Source organism: Haemophilus parainfluenzae T3T1 (genome assembly GCF_000210895.1).
GTDB lineage: Bacteria > Pseudomonadota > Gammaproteobacteria > Enterobacterales > Pasteurellaceae > Haemophilus_D > Haemophilus_D parainfluenzae_A.
Window position 1 is genome coordinate 2,032,553 of record NC_015964.1, and the last position, 18,619, is coordinate 2,051,171.

Consider the following 18,619-nt stretch of genomic DNA (forward strand, 5'->3'; position numbering starts at 1 on the left):
CCGCACTTTAAAAGTCCTCTAGAAGAAAGCCAAATTTGCTACTTTATTTTTGCGATACTGATCGCAAATTTCCTTTAAAAAAAGGGAAAATCCGTGAATTAAACATTTTCAACTGGCTATTTACTAAAACTCCCTTATAATAGGCGACCTATTATCTGTTCTTTAAAATCTGGTGGAAATATGAATCCAATGTTAAATATCGCTATTCGTGCGGCACGAAGAGCGGGCAACGTGATTGCTAAAAACTATGAGCGCCGTGATGACATCCAAACAAGTAAAAAAGGTATTAATGATTATGTGACCAGCGTCGATAAAGCCGCTGAAGCTGAGATCATTGAAATCATTCAAAAATCTTATCCTGATCACACAATTATCAGTGAAGAACGTGGTGCATTAGAAGGCAAAGACAGTGATATTCAATGGGTAATTGATCCACTAGATGGCACAACCAACTTCGTAAAAGGTTTGCCACATTTCTCCGTTTCTATTGCTATCCGTGTAAAAAACCGTACCGAAGTGGGCGTGGTTTACGATCCTATTCGTAATGAATTATTCACTGCGGTGCGTGGTGAAGGTGCAAAATTAAATGAAGTGCGTTTACGTGTAGATAGCCAAAATGAACTTAACGGGGCGATTTTAGCCACCGGTTTCCCATTCAAACAACCAAGCTTGATGCCAGCTCAATTTGCTATCATGAATAACTTAATTGATGAGGCTGCAGATTTCCGTCGTACGGGTTCTGCCGCATTAGACCTTTGCTATGTGGCTTCAGGTCGCGTTGACGGTTATTTCGAAATGGGCTTAAAACCTTGGGATTGCGCAGCGGGTGATTTAATCGTGCGTGAAGCTGGCGGTTTAGTGTGTGATTTCAATGCGGGTCATGGCTATTTACGCTCAGGCAACATCGTGGCTGCTCCAGCGCGTATTTTAAAAGAAATGCTAAATAAAATTCAGCCTTGCCTAACTGAACAAGTGAAGTAAGACTCAATAAAAAGTGCGGTGGATATCACCGCACTTGTTTATGACTAATTTCTGTCGAGTGGCTTTCTGTTTTCTTCCGTTTCCGGCTCAAGATCTAATTTAGCCATAAGAAGCTGATCGCCATCTTCTTCTGGATTACCTGTGACTAACAACTTGTCACCATAGAAAATGGAATTCGCACCAGCCATAAAACACATCGCTTGCATTTCTTCACTCATGCCTTGACGACCTGCAGAAAGACGAACATAACTTTTTGGCATGGTAATACGCGCTACAGCAATGGTGCGAACAAACTCTGTCCAATCTAGATCAGCCGCATCAGCCATTGGTGTACCTTCCACTTTCACTAATTGGTTAATCGGCACTGACTCCGGCTGAGGATCAAGATTTGCCAAACTTGCGATGAGGCCTGCTCGCTCTTTACGGGTTTCATTCATGCCTACAATACCGCCACAGCAAACTTTCAAACCGGCATGACGCACTTTTCCTAATGTGCTTAAACGATCATCAAAACGGCGCGTGCCAATGACATTGTGGTAATTCTCTGGTGCCGTATCAAGATTGTGGTTGTAATAATCCAATCCTGCATCTTTTAACTCTTCTGCCATACCATCTTGCAACAACCCAAAGGTGCCGCACGTTTCTAAGCCAATATCTTTTACCGCACGAATAATCGCCGTCACTTTTTCCATATCTTTAGGTTTAGGACCACGCCATGCTGCGCCCATACAAAAACGTCCTGCACCACGTGCTTTAGCAATTTTGGCTTTTTCGACAATTTCATCAATATCCAAGATCTGCTGATTTTGTACGCCTGTTTGATAACGTGCTGATTGTGGGCAATAACCACAATCCTCTGGACACCCCCCCGTTTTAATCGACATCAACGTTGATAACTGTATCGCACCAGGGTTGAAATACTCTCGATGCACTTGAGCCGCACGATAGACTAATTCTAAAAAAGGTGTTTCAAACAACGCTTCTACTTTACAAACAGACCAATACTCTACTGATGGATGGGGTGTAATAGATGAAAGCTGTACTACATTTGTTGTGGTCATTATATTTTCCTCGTTTAAGCTACATAGCTTTTATTAAGTTGAGCATATTACTCTGCAATATGATAAAAAGAGATCAGATCACTTTTCCTTGATGAATTTCAATCACTCGATCAATATGCCGTTCAATTTCTTTGGGTTGATGTGTCACCAGTAACATGGTGAGCTTTTTTTCTTCACATAATTGATCCATTAAATCTTGCATCTCAATGCGTAATTTAGGATCGAGGGCTGAAAAAGGCTCATCCAATAATAAAATGGGTTTATCTCGTAGCAAACAGCGCGCTAACGCTACTCGTTGTTTTTGTCCACCTGAAAGTGCGGTTGGTTTTCTCGTTAAAAAACCCTGTAAATTAACTGCTCCTGCAGCTTGTTCTACAAGTGCTTTTTCTTCTGCATTTAAGGCTAAATTCGGTTTTAAACCTAAAGCGATATTCTCTTCTACAGAAAGATGAGTAAAGAGATTATTTTCCTGAAATAGCATGGAAACAGGGCGTTCAAAAGGTGCCGTTTTGGTATGATTTTCATCATTGAGCCAAATCTCGCCACTATCGGCATATTCAAAGCCGGCAATTAAATTCAGTAAGGTACTTTTTCCTGCGCCACTTTCACCAATAATGGCGATTTTTTCCTGGGCTTGAATATGTAAATCAAATACCATCGGCATGGATTGATAATTGAAGACCACATTATCTAATTTAATCATGTTGTTCCTTCTGCCCTTCAATAAACATAAATAACCCTAAGCATAAGCCCAATAAAATCAATGCCGTCACTGCCGCTTCTTGGCTTCGATATTGCCCGATTTGTTGATAAAGCAAATGAGGCAACGAAGTAAAATCAGGGCTACCAAATAAAGCTATTGCCGTAAAATCGCCGAGTGATAAAGTCGTTGCGAGCGCCAAGGCATATTTCAACGGGGCTTTTAGTAGCGGATATTCAATTAAACGAAAACGCTGCCAGCCTGTAATATTCAGCGATAAACAGAGTTTTTCATAATATTGCATCGATTGATTCATTGGTGTATTGAGAATTTTGATGACAAATGGCAAGGCGGCCAAGGCGTTACAAACCGATACTACAACAAACAAATGCCCTGCCGAAAAATCAATATCTTGCAACCAAAGGAATAACCCTACTGCTAAGACAATCGTCGGAATGGCTAAAATCATCATGCCCCCCGTTAAAATTAAGTGAGCTAATTTAGGGTGATATAACCATTGTAGCTGACGGGAGAGTAACAATAAGAAGAATCCAAATAATACTGATAAAATCCCGGCTGTCGGTGCCATGGTTAATGAATAAGCAAGTGCCTTCCATAATTGTGGATTTTGCCAATAGCCAAATAATTGGGTAGCTGACAAACCTTGAAAAACAATATTGAATAAGGGACTTAAAATAAATAAGCACACCGAGAATAAGACAAAAATATGTCCAAATTTGACCGCACTTGAAGAAGGCAAAACCCATCGATAACGTTGCGAAATCTGCGTTTCAGGTGCTTTCGCCCAATATTGTGAAAGCGAAAATAACGCAAAACAAAACGCAAATTGCACTAACGCAAAAAGTGCCGCTTTGGGTAAATCGAATTCAAAGAAAATGGCTTGGTAAATGGCGACTTCTAGTGTGCTATTTTGTGGCCCTCCACCTAGCGCCAAGACAATCGTAAAACTGGTGAAACACAGCATAAAAATCAATACAAAGGCTGACACGATTTGGCTTTTCAAATAAGGCCATTCAATTAAACGGAAAAATGTGAAACCTTTGATATTCAATTGTGCCGCGAGTTGATGCTGTTCGGTCGGTACACTTTGCAAAGCCTGCAAACTCATTCGTGCCGCTAAAGGAATATTAAAAAATAAATGGGCAATGAGAATGCCACTTAAACCATAAATGGAGGGTTTCCACGAAATACCTAAGGTTTGCAGCAGTTGTGTTAGCCAACCGGCTGTGCCATAAATACCAATTAGACCGAAAATAGCCAGTAATGCTGGCAAAACAAACGTGAGAGAAAAAATGCGTAAAATGAGCGATTTGCCTTTGAAATCTAAATAGAAAAAAGCACGCGCAAATAAAGTTCCAATTACGCTAGAAAGCAAGGCTGACAAGAATGCCTGCCCGACACTAAAGGCGATAACTTGATGCAAATAATCGTCTTTTAAGAAATCAGATAAGGCATAATCACTTCCTACTGAAAAAACCGCAGAAAGTGAAAATCCATAGAGTAAAACAATGAAAAAAATGACAGCACTTCCGCCCAAATAATGGCGAGGACGAAAATGCGGATGTTGCAATAAGCTCATTAATACTATTTAGATAAGGCTTTTTGCCATTGATTGATCCAGCCTTTAAGCTGCTCGCTTGTCACCGTGGTGGTATCTAAAATACGCATTGATTTTGCGCGAGAATTAAGCGCATCAATATGACTTTCAATATTGGTCTCTACTACGGGTAACATCACATTATTTTTGGCAATATCCGCTTGAGCTTGCGGTGAAAGTAAGAATCCTAAAAATTCATCAGCACAGGCATTATTACGGTTAGCGACTTTTGCCGCGACTTCAACTTGTAATACGCTACCCTCTGCAAATTCCGTTGCCACATAATTGTCTTTTTGTTCAGAAAGAATATGGTAAATCGGTGAAGTATTGACGCTTAAAACCACATCCCCTTCGCCTTTTAAGAAAGCCCCATAAGACTCAGTCCAACCTTTGGTGACCGTGACCGTATGTTTAGAAAGGGTTTTCCAGGCATTTGCGACATCTGCTTCTGGATAAACTACATTCATCCAAAGTAATAAACCACGTCCAATACTGCTTGTACGCGGATCTTGATATAACACTTTAAGATCTTGACGCTCAACTAATTCTTTTAGGCTCTTTGGTGGATTAGTCAGTTTATTTTTATCATAAATAAACGCGTATTGTGCATAATCGAATGGTAAGAACGTGTGGTTTTCCCATTTAATTGGTAAACGTAACAGGCTTAAATCCACTTTATTTGGCTCAAAAATATTGAGTTTTTGTGCATCTTCAATTTGATAGCTATCTAAACCGAGCACCACATCTGCTTTAATTTTTTTACCTTCTAGACGAACACGGTTAAACAAGGTGCCATTATTATCAAAAGCCACATAATTCAGCTTACATTGCGGGAATTGTTGTTCAAAAGCTGCTTTAACCTTTGGTCCAGCACTCCAATCGGCACTAAATGAATCATAAGTATAAACATCTAATGTTTGAGGTGCGGCTTGTGCGAAAGCGGAAGCGGTAAAAAGTGCGGTTAAAATGGGAAGCGTTTTGTTCATTATGCGTTCTCCTTATTTTTGCATAACGAAACAGCATAATGAGATGATTAGTTTCCTACGCCAGCATTATCTGTTTCAGGTTCACGGGTATTTCTCAGCCATTAATATAGGCACCCCGACTAACGCGACGTAGTCTATCTTAAGGAAATTTAATCAACAAGTTATTTCATTTAAAAATGTTAATCCGATCACACTTTTATATCCGGTTTATCATTTTTTGAGCAAAAGAAAACCTGCTAAAAAGCAGGTTTATCTTGGTAATCTATCATCAATTAAGCTTGATGTTTAGCCGCTACTTCGCTTAATAAAGTTTGAAGTTCGCCAGCTTGATACATTTCTAAAATAATATCACAACCACCAATTAACTCACCTTCTACCCATAATTGTGGGAAAGTTGGCCAGTTTGCATAAGCCGGCAATTCAGCACGAATATCTGGGTGTTGAAGAATATCAACATAGCCGAAAGGCACTTTGCAATTCATTAATGCTTCAGATGCACGTGCAGAGAAACCACAAGAAGGTAATTTTGGTGAACCTTTCATGTAAATTAAAATTGGGTTTTCAGCGATTTGTTTTTTGATTTTGTCTAACGTTTCCATAATGTTCCTTGTTCAAATAAATATGAATAGGGCGCTATTCTAGCATAAGATAGAACCTGAGTGAAAGACTTGGTCTTACCAACTTCCACCCGCTCCGCCGCCGCCAAAGCCACCGCCACCAAAGCCACCACCGGAAGAACCACCTCCGCCGAAGCCTCCGCCAAATCCACCTCCGAAACCGGAACCGCCACCACGGCGACGAGAAATCGTACTTTGACGAATGATTTTATTCAGTTGGTCACGTTGATTCGGGCTAATATAGACTTCATCTTTGTGATATTGGAATTCACCAAATAGTACAATGGCAATAAACGCCAATACCATTAAGAATGGAATGTACTTATCGAACGCATCTTCTTCAACTTGTGCTGCATCAAACTCGCCTTTACTTGCTGCAATAATTTGGTTTAAGCCATCATTAATACCTTGCGCATATTGGCCTTGTTTAAATTGTGGCAAAATGGCCGAACGGATGACTTGCGATAAAAAAGCATCGGGCAAAACACCTTCTAAACCTTGCCCTGTTGCAATAAAGACTTTGCGATCATCCTTCGCAATCAGCATCAACACACCATTATTCAGATTTTTACGTCCAATGCCCCATTTATCACCTAAAGCAAAGGTATAATCAGCAATTTCATATTCACCGGTTGTCGGAACTAAAACGACAGCGATTTGTGAACTCGTTTCTTTACTATAAGCAATCAGTTTATTTTCTAAAATTTGCTTATGTTCTGATGAAAGTGTGTTGGTGTAATCGTTTATGTAATGGAAAGGATTTGGTGCAGGCGGAAATTCTGCCGCAACAACCATTTGAGCAAAAAAAACAAGGCTAAAAACAACCGCACTTTTCATAAAAGATAAAAGCTTAGCCATTAATAATTACCTCATTAGATAATTCATTCACATCATCAGGCTGAATAGGGAAATGGCGAGATAAAATATCACTGATACGATCAATCGCATCGACAATACCTTGTGTATAAGCTTTTTGTTTAAACTGCTCAATCATTAGATCGCATTGTAACTGCCAATAAGCCACGTCAACAAATTGATGAATGCCTTTATCACCTACGATTGCACAGAGATGATTTTTATATCCCACATAAATCAACACGGCATTTTGTGCCGCTGTTTTATGCATTTCCAGTTCATCAAACACTTCTAAAGCACGTTCCATTGCAGACAATTGTGCTGAAGCCTTTGGCACTTTGCGTTCAATATAAACACGTAACTCAGCCGAACTTAAGCTTTCGAGGCGACTAATCGCCGCCTCGATTTGCTTTTTATCTACCGGAATTCTGGAAAAGAATGGCATAGATAAACCTTAGTTAAAGTTTACAGTCGGTGCGTTTTCAGCGCCAGTAGCTGATTTAAAGTAAGGTTTAGCTTTAAAACCAAAAATCATTGCCGCTAATTTAGTTGGGAATTGACGTACTTTTTCATTATAAATACGCGCTGCTTCATTAAATTTATTACGAGCGACATTGATACGGTTTTCTGTACCTTCAAGTTGCGCTTGTAAGTTCATAAAACCTTCATTCGCTTTTAATTGTGGGTATTGTTCTACAGTAACAAGTAAGCGAGATAATGCTGAACCTACTTGATTTTGGTTTTGTTGGAATTCGTTTAATTGTTCTTCCGTTAAATTAGACGGATCAATTTTAGTTTGTGTCGCTTTTGCGCGAGCTTCGATTACATTGGTTAATGTCTGTTGTTCAAAATTAGCTTGACCTTTTACAGTATTCACTAAGTTTGGAATTAAATCAGCACGACGTTGATAAGATGATTCAACATTTGCCCAAACAGAATCAATTTCAGTTTCTGCTTTTACTAAGCCATTGTAGCTAGACATTAAGCCAAAACCTGCAGCAACGGCGATAATAATCAAGATAATCCACTTTTTCATTCAAAAATTCCTTCAATTATAGGTTTAATTTATATAAGAAAAGACCTAAACCGAAGTTTAGGTCTTCTAATATTAATCCGTTAATGGATAACTAAATAAAATTATTTAGTACCGTTAACTGCGATTTCAACACGACGGTCTGGTGCTAAACAAGCGATAAGCGCTTTACGACCTTTAACCGCGTCACAAGTAGAACCTGTAACTGGGTTAGCTTTACCGTGACCAACTGCAGAGATGCTTTGAGCTGGAACACCTTTAGCTACTAAGTAGTTAGCTACAGAGTCTGCACGGCGTTGTGATAATTTCACGTTTGGTGCATCTTTACCGATACGGTCTGTATAACCAGCAACAGCTACGTTAGCGTTGTTGATTTGAGCGATTTCGCCGTAGATACCGTCTAAAGTTGCTTTAGCTTGTGGTTTTAAGTTAGCTTTACCGAAAGCGAAAGTTACATCAGAGCTTAAGTTGAAAGTTTTGCTTACAACTTCAGGTGCAACAACTGGAGCAGCACCTTGACCGAAACGGTAAGATAAACCAGCGTTGATAGAACCGATCCATGGGTTGTAGTCTACTGAGCTATTTGGACCTGTTTGAGTACGTAATTTACCCACGCGAGCTAACCATTGATATTCAAGACGTAATGCTAACTCTGGTAATGAAGGTAATGCATATTCGAAACCAGCAGCGAACACTGGAGAAACGCGTAAGCTGTGACGACCATATGCGTGCTCACGAGCACCAGTAGTTTCATCGTAGACTTTATAGTCAGAACGAACTAAAGCTGCACCAGCACGACCGTAGAAGTCTAAACCTTCTGTTAAACCATAGCTACCTTTAAAGCTTAAGTGTGTACCGTGGTTAGTGTGTTTGAATACAGTTTTACCAGCATCTTTGAATTTAACACGACCGAAGTCATCGTAACCTAATTCAACCGCTAAACCTAAGTTATCACGATTTAAGATTTGGTAACCACCAAACACACCGTAAGTAACAGAGTTACGATTGTAACCAGTACCGAAATCTAAGCTACGAGGGTTAGTAGCATCAGTGTTAGCTTTGATACCATCGTGGAAAGATGCTAGACCAGCTTTAGCACCCACATAGAAAGTGTTTTCTTGTGGAGCTGCTTGAGCTACTGAAGCTGCTGCTAAACCAGCAACGACTAATGCGATTGCAGTTTTTTTCATTTTGATGTCCTCTATTTAGTCATCGTTATTAATAAGAAAAGTTTCCTTGTTTATTGTGAACTTTATAAAAAAGAAACACTCTAAACATTGCTTAACTAGGGTTTTGAATTTGCCCTAACTTATCCTTTTGACAAATTCAATTCCTTTGCCATAGCCAAAGGAACGTTCAAAAGTATGGTTATTATCCTATAAAAACATCAAAGATCAAACCTTTTTTGCCTTTTTTGATTATTTTATAGACAAACACCCTCTAAAATGAACGTTCATTCACAAAAAACGGGTTAATTTTTAACCCGTTTTCTATTCTAACAAAAAATATCTTTTGTTCAAATCGACTTTTTTTTGAGCTTCATATATCATCAAATTCACTTTCTTCTCTATTTATATTTATATTTATGTGTGAGTGATTTTATGTTGCCCCGTCTTTCTAATGTGCCACAACTTAATAATGTGGTAAGTGATTATCTTAGCGAACTCCAAAAACAGCATTTTGAAGGTGATATTGCCTCAAATTATGCGGACCGTTTAAGTCTCGCTACGGATAACAGCGTCTATCAACAACTTCCACAGGCTATTTTGTTCCCTAAATCTGTTGCAGATGTGGTACGCATCGCCAAATTAGCCAATAAAGAGAAATTCCTTCACTTAACCTTTACACCTCGCGGTGGCGGCACGGGCACAAATGGGCAATCTATTAATAACAATATTATTGTGGATCTCTCTCGCCACATGACTGGCATTTTAGAGCTTAATATAGAAGAACGTTGGGTTCGCGTTCAAGCAGGTGTAGTAAAAGACCAACTAAACCAATTTTTAAAACCTCACGGTTTATTCTTTGCACCAGAACTCTCCACCAGTAATCGAGCAACCCTCGGTGGCATGATTAATACCGATGCTTCCGGTCAAGGTTCATTACAATATGGTAAAACCTCCGATCACGTTTTAGCATTACGTTCTGTTTTGATGAATGGTGAAATATTAGATACAAGTGCGGTCAAATCCGACGATGTTTTAGAAAACTATCCACTAGCAGAAAATGGAAAAACACTACATCAAACGATTTTCCAACGTTGTAAAGAAAAGCGCGCCTCAATCATTCAAGATTTACCACAACTCAATCGCTTTCTCACTGGTTACGATCTTAAGAATGTCTTTAATAAAGATGAAAGTGAATTTAACCTCACCCGAATTCTGACAGGGTCAGAAGGATCACTTGCGTTTATCTGTGAAGCTAAACTTAATTTATTACCGATTCCGAAATATCGTACCTTAATTAATGTGAAGTACAGCTCATTTGATGCAGCCCTTCGCAATGCGCCTTTTATGGTGAAAGCCAATGCCCTTTCCGTTGAAACCGTCGATTCCAAAGTGCTGAACCTTGCTAAGCAAGATATTATTTGGCATTCAGTGAAAGAACTTTTAACAGAAGAACAAAATCCAATTCTGGGTTTAAACATTGTGGAATATGCGGGTAGCAATCAAGCCAAAATCGTCAGCCAAGTGACCGCACTTTGTCAGCAATTAGATGAAAAAATTGCACAAGGCAAAGATCATATTATCGGCTATCAACTTTGTTCTGACTTGCCTTCTATTGAACGTATTTATGCTATGCGTAAAAAAGCGGTGGGGCTATTAGGTAATGCGAAAGGCGCTGCCAAACCGATTCCTTTTGTGGAAGATACCTGTGTACCACCAGAACATCTTGCGGATTACATTGCAGAATTTAGAGCTTTATTAGATAGCCATAATCTGCAATACGGGATGTTTGGCCATGTTGACGCTGGCGTATTGCACGTTCGCCCCGCTTTAGACCTATGCGATAAAGAACAAGTCAAACTCTTTAAACAAATTTCAGATGAAGTGGCAGAACTCACGGTGAAATATGGCGGTTTGTTATGGGGAGAACACGGCAAAGGCGTACGCTCTCATTATGGGGAGAAATTCTTTACCCCCGAACTTTGGCAAGAGTTGCGTTATGTGAAGTTCTTATTTGACCCAAACAATCGTCTCAATCCAGGTAAAATCTGTACACCACTTAATAGCGATGCGGAGCTCTATTCGATTCTCTCGCCGATGCGTGCGGACAATGATCGCCAAATCCCAATTCAAATGCGAGACGAATTCAAAGGCGCGATAAACTGTAACGGCAATGGACTTTGCTTTAACTTTGATGAGCACAGCATTATGTGTCCTTCTATGAAAGTGAGTAAAAACCGCATATTCTCGCCAAAAGGACGAGCCGCCATGGTGCGTGAATGGTTGCGATTAATGGCCAATGAAAACGTATCGCCTGATCAATTAGATTTTCATAAAACACAAGTCAAACTGACCGCACTTGTGGAACGTTTCCGCAATAGCGTGCAGAAATGGCGTGGTGAATATGACTTCTCACATGAAGTAAAAGCGGCAATGGATACTTGTCTGGCTTGTAAAGCCTGTGCAAGCCAATGTCCGATTAAAATTGACGTACCAAGTTTCCGTGCGAAATTTTTCCATTTCTACCACAGCCGTTATTTGCGTCCAGCTAAAGATCATCTTGTGGCAAATTTAGAAGTTGCAGCATCTTATATGGCGAAACAACCGGCATTATTCAATTATTTCACCAAGCTGAAAGTCACTCAAAGCTTGGTTGAAAAAACACTTGGCATGACTGATTTACCTCTCCTTTCAGAGCCAAACCTTCAACAACAATTGGTAGAAATTGGTTATCAAGGTAAAAAATTAGAAGAGTTGGAAAGTCTCAGTGCCACAGAAAAAGCCAATATGCTCTTTATCGTACAAGATCCTTATACCTCTTATTACGATGCTAAAGTGGTGCGAGACTTTGTCGCTCTCACACAAAAATTAGGATTCTCACCAATCCTTCTGCCTTTTAAACCGAATGGCAAAGCCATGCATATTAAAGGTTTTTTAGCTCGCTTTAGTAAAACCGCTAAAACACAAGCGGAATTTTTAAATCGCGTCGCCAAATTCAATGTGCCTTTGGTCGGAGTTGATTCCGCTATTGTGCTTTCTTATCGTGATGAATATAAAGAAGCCTTAGGGAATTCTCGCGGTGACTTCCATGTACTCACGGCACATGAATGGCTGACCAATCAATTAGAAAGTAACACATTACAAAGTGCGGTAAAAAATATCGCAAAATCTGACCGCACTTTTGAGTGGCATTTATTCCCTCATTGTACTGAATCCACCTTTATGCCAAACAGCCCAAAAGAATGGCAGAATATTTTCGCGCAATTTGGACAAACCTTGAAGGTAGAAAAAGTTGGCTGCTGTGGTATGGCGGGCGTATTTGGTCATGAAGTACAAAATCAAACCATGTCGAAAGATATTTACGATGTATCATGGGGCAAAAAATTACAAGGTAAAGATCCGAATCATTGCCTCGCGACTGGCTATTCCTGCCGTAGCCAAGTGAAGCGATATGAAAAAGCCATCTTGAAACACCCTGTTCAAGCATTGCTTGAGATTTTAAATTAGATCTAGGAAGAATATATGATTTGGAAAAAACACTTCACCCTTGAGCAACTTAATGAAATGGGGAAACATTGTGCTGTTGAGCATTTAGGTATTGAAATCTCGGCTTATGGTAAAAACTGGATTGAGGCAAAAATGCCCGTGGATCATCGCACCACTCAGCCTTTCGGCTTATTACATGGTGGGGTGTCTGTTGCGTTGGCAGAAACTATTGGTTCATTGGCGGGATTTCTCAGTATAGAAGAAGGTCAAGTTGCCTTAGGGTTAGATATCAATGCCAATCACCTTCGCCCAGTGAAACAAGGTTTTGTGACGGCAAAGGCTACGCCAATTGCTTTAAATCAAAATACCCATGTTTGGCAAATTGACATTCGCGATGAACAAGATAAACTCTGTTGCGTTTCTCGATTAACGCTTTCTATCAAACATTTATGAATACAATAAAAAAAATCGGCATCATTTTAGCGAATCTTGGTACGCCAGATGCCCCTCAACCCGCGGCGATCTCTCGTTATTTGTGGGAATTTTTAATGGATCCTCGCGTGGTAGATTTACCTCGTTGGAAATGGTATCCCCTTTTAAAAACCATTATTTTACCAATGCGTTCTAAACGTATTGCACGAAATTATCAATCTATTTGGACAGAACAAGGCTCTCCCCTGCTTGCGATTACAAAGCAACAACAAGCGGATTTACAACCTTATTTGACTGAACAAGGTATCAATGCACACGTCGAAATTGCCATGACTTACGGCAATCCTTCGATGCAAAGTGCGGTCAAAAATTTACTCAAAAATGACGTGGAACGCATAATTGTGTTGCCACTTTATCCGCAATATTCCAGCACGACAACGGGTGCATTAATCGATTCCTTCAATCGTGCGATTGCGCAAGAGCGCAATATTGTGCCTTTTGAGTTTATTCATTCTTATCATCTTGATGAAAACTACATTAATGCGTTGGTAGATTCCATCAAAGTGCGGTTAAAACCAGATGAGTTTTTACTCTTTTCTTACCACGGCATTCCATTACGTTATGAGAATATGGGCGATTATTATCGTCAGCATTGTAAACAAACCACGATTGCCATTGTGGATAAATTGGGTTTAACCGAAAACCAATGGAATATGACGTTCCAATCTCGTTTTGGTCGTGAAGAATGGTTACAACCTTATACGGATCACTTTTTAGAAGAAGCCGCTTCTCAAGGTATTCAAAAAATAGCGGTGATTTGCCCGGGCTTTTCGGTGGATTGTTTAGAAACCTTAGAAGAAATTGAGGTTGAAAATAAAGAAACATTCTTAAATCATGGTGGTGTGTCTTATCACTACATCCCTGCATTGAATGCTGAAAAAGCACATATTGAAATGATGGGGAAACTGGTTTTGGATAAGTTGAAATAGTGAATCTCCCCCTAGCCCCCTCTTTGCGAAAGAGGGGGGCGCTTAATAGCAAATGAATGCTCTCCGTTCTTAACTATCCCTTAAAGATATTTCTAATAAAATTAAAAAATCCTCTTTTGCAAAATGGGATGAGGGAAATTAATTTTAAATAAGTTGCAGTAGTTAAATCTCCCCCTGCCCCCTCTTTGCAAAAGAGGGGGGAGCTTAATAGCAAATAAATGCTTTCCTATTCTCACTTAATAAATATTTTCTAATTAAATATTTTATCTATCAAAACCTTTAACATCTTCCCCTCCAATAAAAAAAGCCCCTCTTTTGTAAAGAGGGGTTGGGGAGATTTAAAAAATAAACAAAAAGGCGAACCTTTCGATTCGCCTTTTAAGATTCTTTTCTAATCAAAGATTAGAAGAATACACGCATACCTACACCGATAGCTTTGTCAGTTGTTTTGCCAGTCTCTGCATAACCACCTTTAGCTGTTTGTTCGAATTCTTTAGTACGTACGTATTTACCTTCTAAGAACACCACAACTTGTTTGTGAAGTTGATAGTCAGCACCAAGTAAGAAACCGTGAGTTTTCTCTTTATCAGATTCGCCTTTCGCGCGTTCGTATAAGTAGTTACCATATACTTTAGATGCTGGGCTTACTTGATATGCAAAACCTGGAGATACATAGAATTTGTTAGTTTTTGCATCAGCAACTTTTTCATGTCCGTAGCCTAAATCAGCAATAACTTTGAAATCACCCATAGTGTAGCCAAATGATGCTAACACACCATCTAAACGGTGAGCATCTTTTGTACTAGTTTCATAATTAGTATGACCGTAAGCAAAACGAGCATCTAAATCGCCTGCATTAAATAACGCACCTAAAGCGAATGCATTTTTGATGCCTTGTTTAAGTACCATACCCTTATCAGAGTAATGTTGTTTGAAGTTGTAGTTCGCACTTAATTGTACGCCTTCAATACCTTTGTAGTCGTAACGAACTACACTGTGGCCTGAAGTAAGAACATAGTCACCTTTTGGATTGATTCCGTATTCATAGTCAACAGTTTGGCTTAAATCATCAGCGATGGTTAATTGACGACCAAATGTTAAATCACCATGAGCTTTGCTACCTAAACCTACGAAAGCACGTTTAGTATAAACACCACCAAATTTATCGTTAGAAGAAGTATCATCGAAACGAGCTTCATAACGACCTAATGCATAGTATTCCCCATCTAAGTTGTGTTTTACAGTAACACCTAAACGTGAACCCGCATTACGTAATGCTGAGTCAGTTTCTGATTTGTTAGAACCTTTTTTTACGCTAGTTTTTTCCATGATTAAACGAAGAGAACCGTTTAATTCAACTTTACTACCTTCGTTGTCATAAATTACTGCTGCGTTTGCTGCTGAAGCTGCAACTGCGGAAACGATTAATGCTGCTAGTGTCTTTTTCATAATTGTTATTCCTTTTGGTTGTTACCGATGATTTTTGATTGAAACTATTTTTCATAAAGAGTTCAATCTCCGAAATAGACGCCGCAAATATTACAAAATAAACTTATAGTGTCAATGGGAGGAACCGCACCAATTTTCTAAAATTGGATCAAGATCACATTTTTCGAGTAAAAAAGATTGTTTTTTGAACTAAACAATCAAGTATTTAAAATTATTCTTACCAAGATAAGATAAAATGCTGTACAGAATTTTGGCGTATTGTAAAGAAAAAAGCGGCCAGATTTTAAATCTGACCGCTTTCTTACTTCGTTTTAAAACTACAACGCTTCAATCGCTTTATACTGTTCTTGGATTTTTTCTAATCCAGATTGGTATTCCGCTTGTTTTTCACGTTCTTTTGCAATCACTGCTTCAGGTGCTTTAGCCACAAAAGCTTCGTTGCTAAGTTTGTCCTCGATACGTTTAACTTCATTTTGATATTTTTCAATCTCTTTGGTTAAACGGGCAAGCTCTGCTTCTTTATTGATAAAGCCAGCCATTGGCACAAGCAATTCAGCATTGCCAACAAGTTTCGCTACCGCAAGCGGTGCAGCTTCGTTTGTGGCTAATACTTGAACGTTGTCTAACTTCGCCATGGCTTTTAAAAGAGCGGTCTGTTTTTCGAGAATTTTTGCATTTTCCGCACTTAAATTACGGAATAACAGATCTAAGCCTTTGCTTGGTGCGATGTTGCTTTCTGCACGGATATTACGCACCGCAACGATCACTTCTTTTAACCACTCAATTTCAGCTTCTGCTTCTGGATCAAAGCCGTTCTCTTCCACTTGTGGGAAAGGTTGTAACATAATGCTATCAGCCGTAATGCCGACAAAACCTTTCACTTTTTGCCAAATTTCTTCGGTAATAAATGGAATCAGCGGATGCGCTAAACGTAATAATTTTTCTAACACATGAACCAAGGTTTGGCTTGCCGCACGGATTTGTGCGGCATTACCGTTTGCAAATACTGGTTTAGTCAATTCTAAATACCAGTCGCAGAATTGGTTCCAAGTAAACTCATAAATCGCATTGGCACAAAGGTCAAAACGATATTGGCTTAATGAATTACGGAACGTTTCCACGGTGCGATTGAATTCTGATTGAATCCAACGATCCGCTAATGAGAACTCGATCTCGCCTTCGCTTAAATCCAATTTGTCATTCGTTAAGACGAAACGGCTTGCATTCCATAATTTGTTACAGAAGTTACGGTAACCTTCTAAGCGTTTCATATCCCAGTTGATATCACGACCGTTTGAAGCCAATGCCGCTAATGTGAAACGCAATGCGTCTGTACCGTGAGCGGCAATACCTTCAGCAAATTCTTTGCGCGTTGCTTTAGCAATTTTCTCCGCTAATTGCGGCTGCATCATGTTGCCGGTACGTTTTTCAAGTAAATCTTCAAGGCTGATGCCATCAATCATATCGATTGGGTCAAGCACGTTACCTTTTGATTTAGACATTTTTTGACCTTGCTCATCACGGATCAATCCTGTTACGTACACGGTTTTGAATGGTACTTGTGGTTTGCCATTTTCATCTTTCACGAAGTGCATGGTAAACATAATCATACGTGCAACCCAGAAGAAGATGATGTCGAAGCCGGTAATTAACACATCTGTCGGGTGGAACATTTTAAGTTCTTTGGTTTGCTCTGGCCAACCTAAAGTTGAGAATGTCCACAAGCCTGATGAGAACCACGTGTCTAACACATCTTCATCTTGTTTGAGTTCAACCGCAGAATCTAAGCTGTATTTTGACCGCACTTCTTCTTCGTTACGCGCGACATAAACGTTGCCTTCCGCGTCATACCACGCTGGAATACGGTGTCCCCACCAAAGTTGACGAGAGATACACCAATCTTGAATATCACGCATCCAAGAGAAGTAAAGGTTTTCGTATTGTTTTGGCACGAATTGGATTTCGCCGTCTTCCACTGCTTTAATCGCCACATCGGCAAGCGGTTTCACACTCACATACCATTGGTCAGTTAGCATCGGCTCGATTGGCACGCCACCACGGTCACCATAAGGCACTTTGAGATCGTGTGGTTTAATTTCGTCTAATAAACCTAGCGCTTCAAAATCTGCCACGATTTTCTTACGTGCAGCGAAACGCTCTAAACCACGGTAATCCGCAGGAATAGTTGCTTCATAGCCGGCAAGTGGTTTGCCGTCTGTGCCGATAATTTCCGCTTCATCACGGATATCTGCATTTAAAGTTAACACGTTAACCATCGGCAAGCTGTGACGTTTACCCACTTCGTAGTCATTGAAGTCATGTGCAGGGGTAATTTTCACGACACCAGTACCGAATTCACGATCCACATATTCATCAGCAATAATAGGAATTTCACGATTAGCCAATGGCAGAACCACGGTTTTACCGATTAAAGATTGATAACGCTCATCTTCAGGATGCACCGCAACCGCCGTATCGCCCAACATAGTTTCTGGACGTGTAGTTGCTACCACTAAATAATCTTTACCATCTGCCGTTTTTGCACCGTTTGCTAACGGATAACGGAAGTGCCAAAGGGAACCTTTGCTCTCTTTGTTTTCCACTTCTAAATCAGAAATCGCAGTGTGAAGTTTTGGATCCCAGTTTACCAAGCGTTTGCCACGGTAAATCAAACCCTCTTCGTGCAAGCGAACAAACACTTCTTTTACAGCATTCGATAAACCATCGTCCATCGTGAAACGCTCACGTTCCCAGTCGATTGAGTTACCTAAACGACGCATTTGTTGGCTGATTGTGCCACCAGAATAAGCTTTCCAATCCCAGATTTTGTTGATGAACGCTTCACGACCATAATCATGGCGAGTTTTGCCTTCTTCTGCGGCGATTTTACGTTCCACCACCATTTGGGTTGCAATACCCGCATGGTCTGTCCCCGCTTGCCATAATGTATTATGCCCTTCCATACGGTTAAAACGGATTAAGGTATCCATTAAGGTTTGTTGGAAAGCATGCCCCATGTGTAGGGAACCGGTTACGTTCGGTGGCGGAATCGCTATGCAATAGCTCGGCGCATTTTCATTTTCAGACGGTTTAAAATAACCACTCTCTTCCCAATGTTGATAAAGGGCTTGCTCTACCGCAGACGGATTAAAACGGTCTGCCATTTCGAATTTTTGTGTCATTTATATCTTCTCTTTTTGTAGGATGAGCTTTAGCCCACCGTTTAAATTGAAGTGGTAGGCTAAG

15 protein-coding genes and 1 riboswitch are annotated in these 18,619 nt (G+C 39.9%); of the genes, 4 read left to right on the plus strand and 11 right to left on the minus strand.

The genetic code is table 11. The features are described from left to right. The first annotated feature begins 180 nt into the window (after positions 1 to 180). Positions 181 to 981: an inositol-1-monophosphatase gene (gene suhB / locus PARA_RS09930; protein ID WP_014065670.1), complete on the plus strand. Its 801-nt coding sequence runs from the start codon at positions 181 to 183 to the stop codon at positions 979 to 981. Positions 982 to 1,025: 44 nt separating this feature from the next. Here suhB and bioB read toward each other — a convergent pair whose 3' ends face one another. The 9 genes from bioB to ompA all read right to left on the minus strand — a co-directional run bounded on the left by bioB (position 1,026) and on the right by ompA (position 9,041). Then, on the minus strand, positions 1,026 to 2,042 hold the full coding sequence (bioB, locus tag PARA_RS09935) for a biotin synthase BioB (protein ID WP_014065671.1): 1,017 nt from the start codon (positions 2,040 to 2,042) through the stop codon (positions 1,026 to 1,028). 73 nt (positions 2,043 to 2,115) lie between these two features. Beyond that, positions 2,116 to 2,745, minus strand: a complete 630-nt coding sequence (gene thiQ, locus PARA_RS09940; RefSeq protein ID WP_014065672.1) for a thiamine ABC transporter ATP-binding protein — start codon at positions 2,743 to 2,745, stop codon at positions 2,116 to 2,118. Then, on the minus strand, positions 2,738 to 4,342 hold the full coding sequence (gene thiP, locus PARA_RS09945) for a thiamine/thiamine pyrophosphate ABC transporter permease ThiP (protein WP_014065673.1): 1,605 nt from the start codon (positions 4,340 to 4,342) through the stop codon (positions 2,738 to 2,740). The genes thiQ and thiP overlap by 8 nt, the downstream gene beginning before the upstream one ends. Positions 4,343 to 4,347: 5 nt before the next feature. Continuing rightward, positions 4,348 to 5,346, minus strand: coding sequence for a thiamine ABC transporter substrate binding subunit (gene thiB / locus PARA_RS09950; protein ID WP_014065674.1), 999 nt, complete (start codon positions 5,344 to 5,346; stop codon positions 4,348 to 4,350). 35 nt (positions 5,347 to 5,381) lie between these two features. Continuing rightward, positions 5,382 to 5,474, minus strand: a riboswitch (TPP riboswitch). Positions 5,475 to 5,618: 144 nt separating this feature from the next. Beyond that, on the minus strand, positions 5,619 to 5,945 hold the full coding sequence (gene grxD / locus PARA_RS09955) for a Grx4 family monothiol glutaredoxin (RefSeq protein WP_005699458.1): 327 nt from the start codon (positions 5,943 to 5,945) through the stop codon (positions 5,619 to 5,621). 75 nt (positions 5,946 to 6,020) lie between these two features. Next, positions 6,021 to 6,821, minus strand: coding sequence for a TPM domain-containing protein (locus tag PARA_RS09960; RefSeq protein ID WP_014065675.1), 801 nt, complete (start codon positions 6,819 to 6,821; stop codon positions 6,021 to 6,023). Further along, the gene (locus tag PARA_RS09965; RefSeq protein WP_014065676.1) at positions 6,814 to 7,263 is read right to left on the minus strand and encodes a TPM domain-containing protein; all 450 of its coding nucleotides are present in this window, start codon (positions 7,261 to 7,263) and stop codon (positions 6,814 to 6,816) included. Before PARA_RS09965 ends, PARA_RS09960 begins: the two co-directional genes overlap by 8 nt. 9 nt (positions 7,264 to 7,272) lie before the next feature. Continuing rightward, positions 7,273 to 7,854, minus strand: coding sequence for a LemA family protein (locus PARA_RS09970; RefSeq protein WP_014065677.1), 582 nt, complete (start codon positions 7,852 to 7,854; stop codon positions 7,273 to 7,275). 101 nt (positions 7,855 to 7,955) lie between these two features. Further along, entirely contained in the window at positions 7,956 to 9,041 is a 1,086-nt protein-coding gene (ompA, locus tag PARA_RS09975) for a porin OmpA (RefSeq protein ID WP_014065678.1), read from the minus strand. A 411-nt stretch (positions 9,042 to 9,452) separates the two neighbouring features. On the opposite strand from ompA, the gene PARA_RS09980 reads away from it, so the two are divergent. From PARA_RS09980 to hemH, 3 genes are read left to right on the plus strand one after another with little or no spacing between them, the layout of a single operon-like run. After that, on the plus strand, positions 9,453 to 12,524 hold the full coding sequence (locus PARA_RS09980; protein ID WP_014065679.1) for an FAD-binding and (Fe-S)-binding domain-containing protein: 3,072 nt from the start codon (positions 9,453 to 9,455) through the stop codon (positions 12,522 to 12,524). Between the two features lie 15 nt (positions 12,525 to 12,539). After that, entirely contained in the window at positions 12,540 to 12,956 is a 417-nt protein-coding gene (locus PARA_RS09985) for a hotdog fold thioesterase (RefSeq protein WP_014065680.1), read from the plus strand. Continuing rightward, complete coding sequence (gene hemH, locus PARA_RS09990; RefSeq protein ID WP_014065681.1) at positions 12,953 to 13,924, plus strand: ferrochelatase; 972 nt, start codon at positions 12,953 to 12,955, stop codon at positions 13,922 to 13,924. Before PARA_RS09985 ends, hemH begins: the two co-directional genes overlap by 4 nt. A 402-nt stretch (positions 13,925 to 14,326) precedes the next feature. Here the strand turns inward: hemH and PARA_RS09995 are convergent, their stop codons facing one another. Together PARA_RS09995 and valS are read right to left on the minus strand one after the other, a co-directional pair. Then, positions 14,327 to 15,373: a porin gene (locus tag PARA_RS09995; RefSeq protein WP_014065682.1), complete on the minus strand. Its 1,047-nt coding sequence runs from the start codon at positions 15,371 to 15,373 to the stop codon at positions 14,327 to 14,329. 317 nt (positions 15,374 to 15,690) lie between these two features. Next, complete coding sequence (gene valS, locus PARA_RS10000; RefSeq protein WP_014065683.1) at positions 15,691 to 18,555, minus strand: valine--tRNA ligase; 2,865 nt, start codon at positions 18,553 to 18,555, stop codon at positions 15,691 to 15,693. Between the last annotated feature and the right edge of the window lie 64 nt (positions 18,556 to 18,619).

Coding starts and splice junctions, on each gene's coding strand:
- suhB (WP_014065670.1), top strand. CDS start 181: ATGAATCCAATGTTAAATATCGCTATTCGTGCGGCACGAAGAGCGGGC.
- bioB (WP_014065671.1), bottom strand. CDS start 2,042: ATGACCACAACAAATGTAGTACAGCTTTCATCTATTACACCCCATCCA.
- thiQ (WP_014065672.1), bottom strand. CDS start 2,745: ATGATTAAATTAGATAATGTGGTCTTCAATTATCAATCCATGCCGATG.
- thiP (WP_014065673.1), bottom strand. CDS start 4,342: ATGAGCTTATTGCAACATCCGCATTTTCGTCCTCGCCATTATTTGGGC.
- thiB (WP_014065674.1), bottom strand. CDS start 5,346: ATGAACAAAACGCTTCCCATTTTAACCGCACTTTTTACCGCTTCCGCT.
- grxD (WP_005699458.1), bottom strand. CDS start 5,945: ATGGAAACGTTAGACAAAATCAAAAAACAAATCGCTGAAAACCCAATT.
- PARA_RS09960 (WP_014065675.1), bottom strand. CDS start 6,821: ATGGCTAAGCTTTTATCTTTTATGAAAAGTGCGGTTGTTTTTAGCCTT.
- PARA_RS09965 (WP_014065676.1), bottom strand. CDS start 7,263: ATGCCATTCTTTTCCAGAATTCCGGTAGATAAAAAGCAAATCGAGGCG.
- PARA_RS09970 (WP_014065677.1), bottom strand. CDS start 7,854: ATGAAAAAGTGGATTATCTTGATTATTATCGCCGTTGCTGCAGGTTTT.
- ompA (WP_014065678.1), bottom strand. CDS start 9,041: ATGAAAAAAACTGCAATCGCATTAGTCGTTGCTGGTTTAGCAGCAGCT.
- PARA_RS09980 (WP_014065679.1), top strand. CDS start 9,453: ATGTTGCCCCGTCTTTCTAATGTGCCACAACTTAATAATGTGGTAAGT.
- PARA_RS09985 (WP_014065680.1), top strand. CDS start 12,540: ATGATTTGGAAAAAACACTTCACCCTTGAGCAACTTAATGAAATGGGG.
- hemH (WP_014065681.1), top strand. CDS start 12,953: ATGAATACAATAAAAAAAATCGGCATCATTTTAGCGAATCTTGGTACG.
- PARA_RS09995 (WP_014065682.1), bottom strand. CDS start 15,373: ATGAAAAAGACACTAGCAGCATTAATCGTTTCCGCAGTTGCAGCTTCA.
- valS (WP_014065683.1), bottom strand. CDS start 18,555: ATGACACAAAAATTCGAAATGGCAGACCGTTTTAATCCGTCTGCGGTA.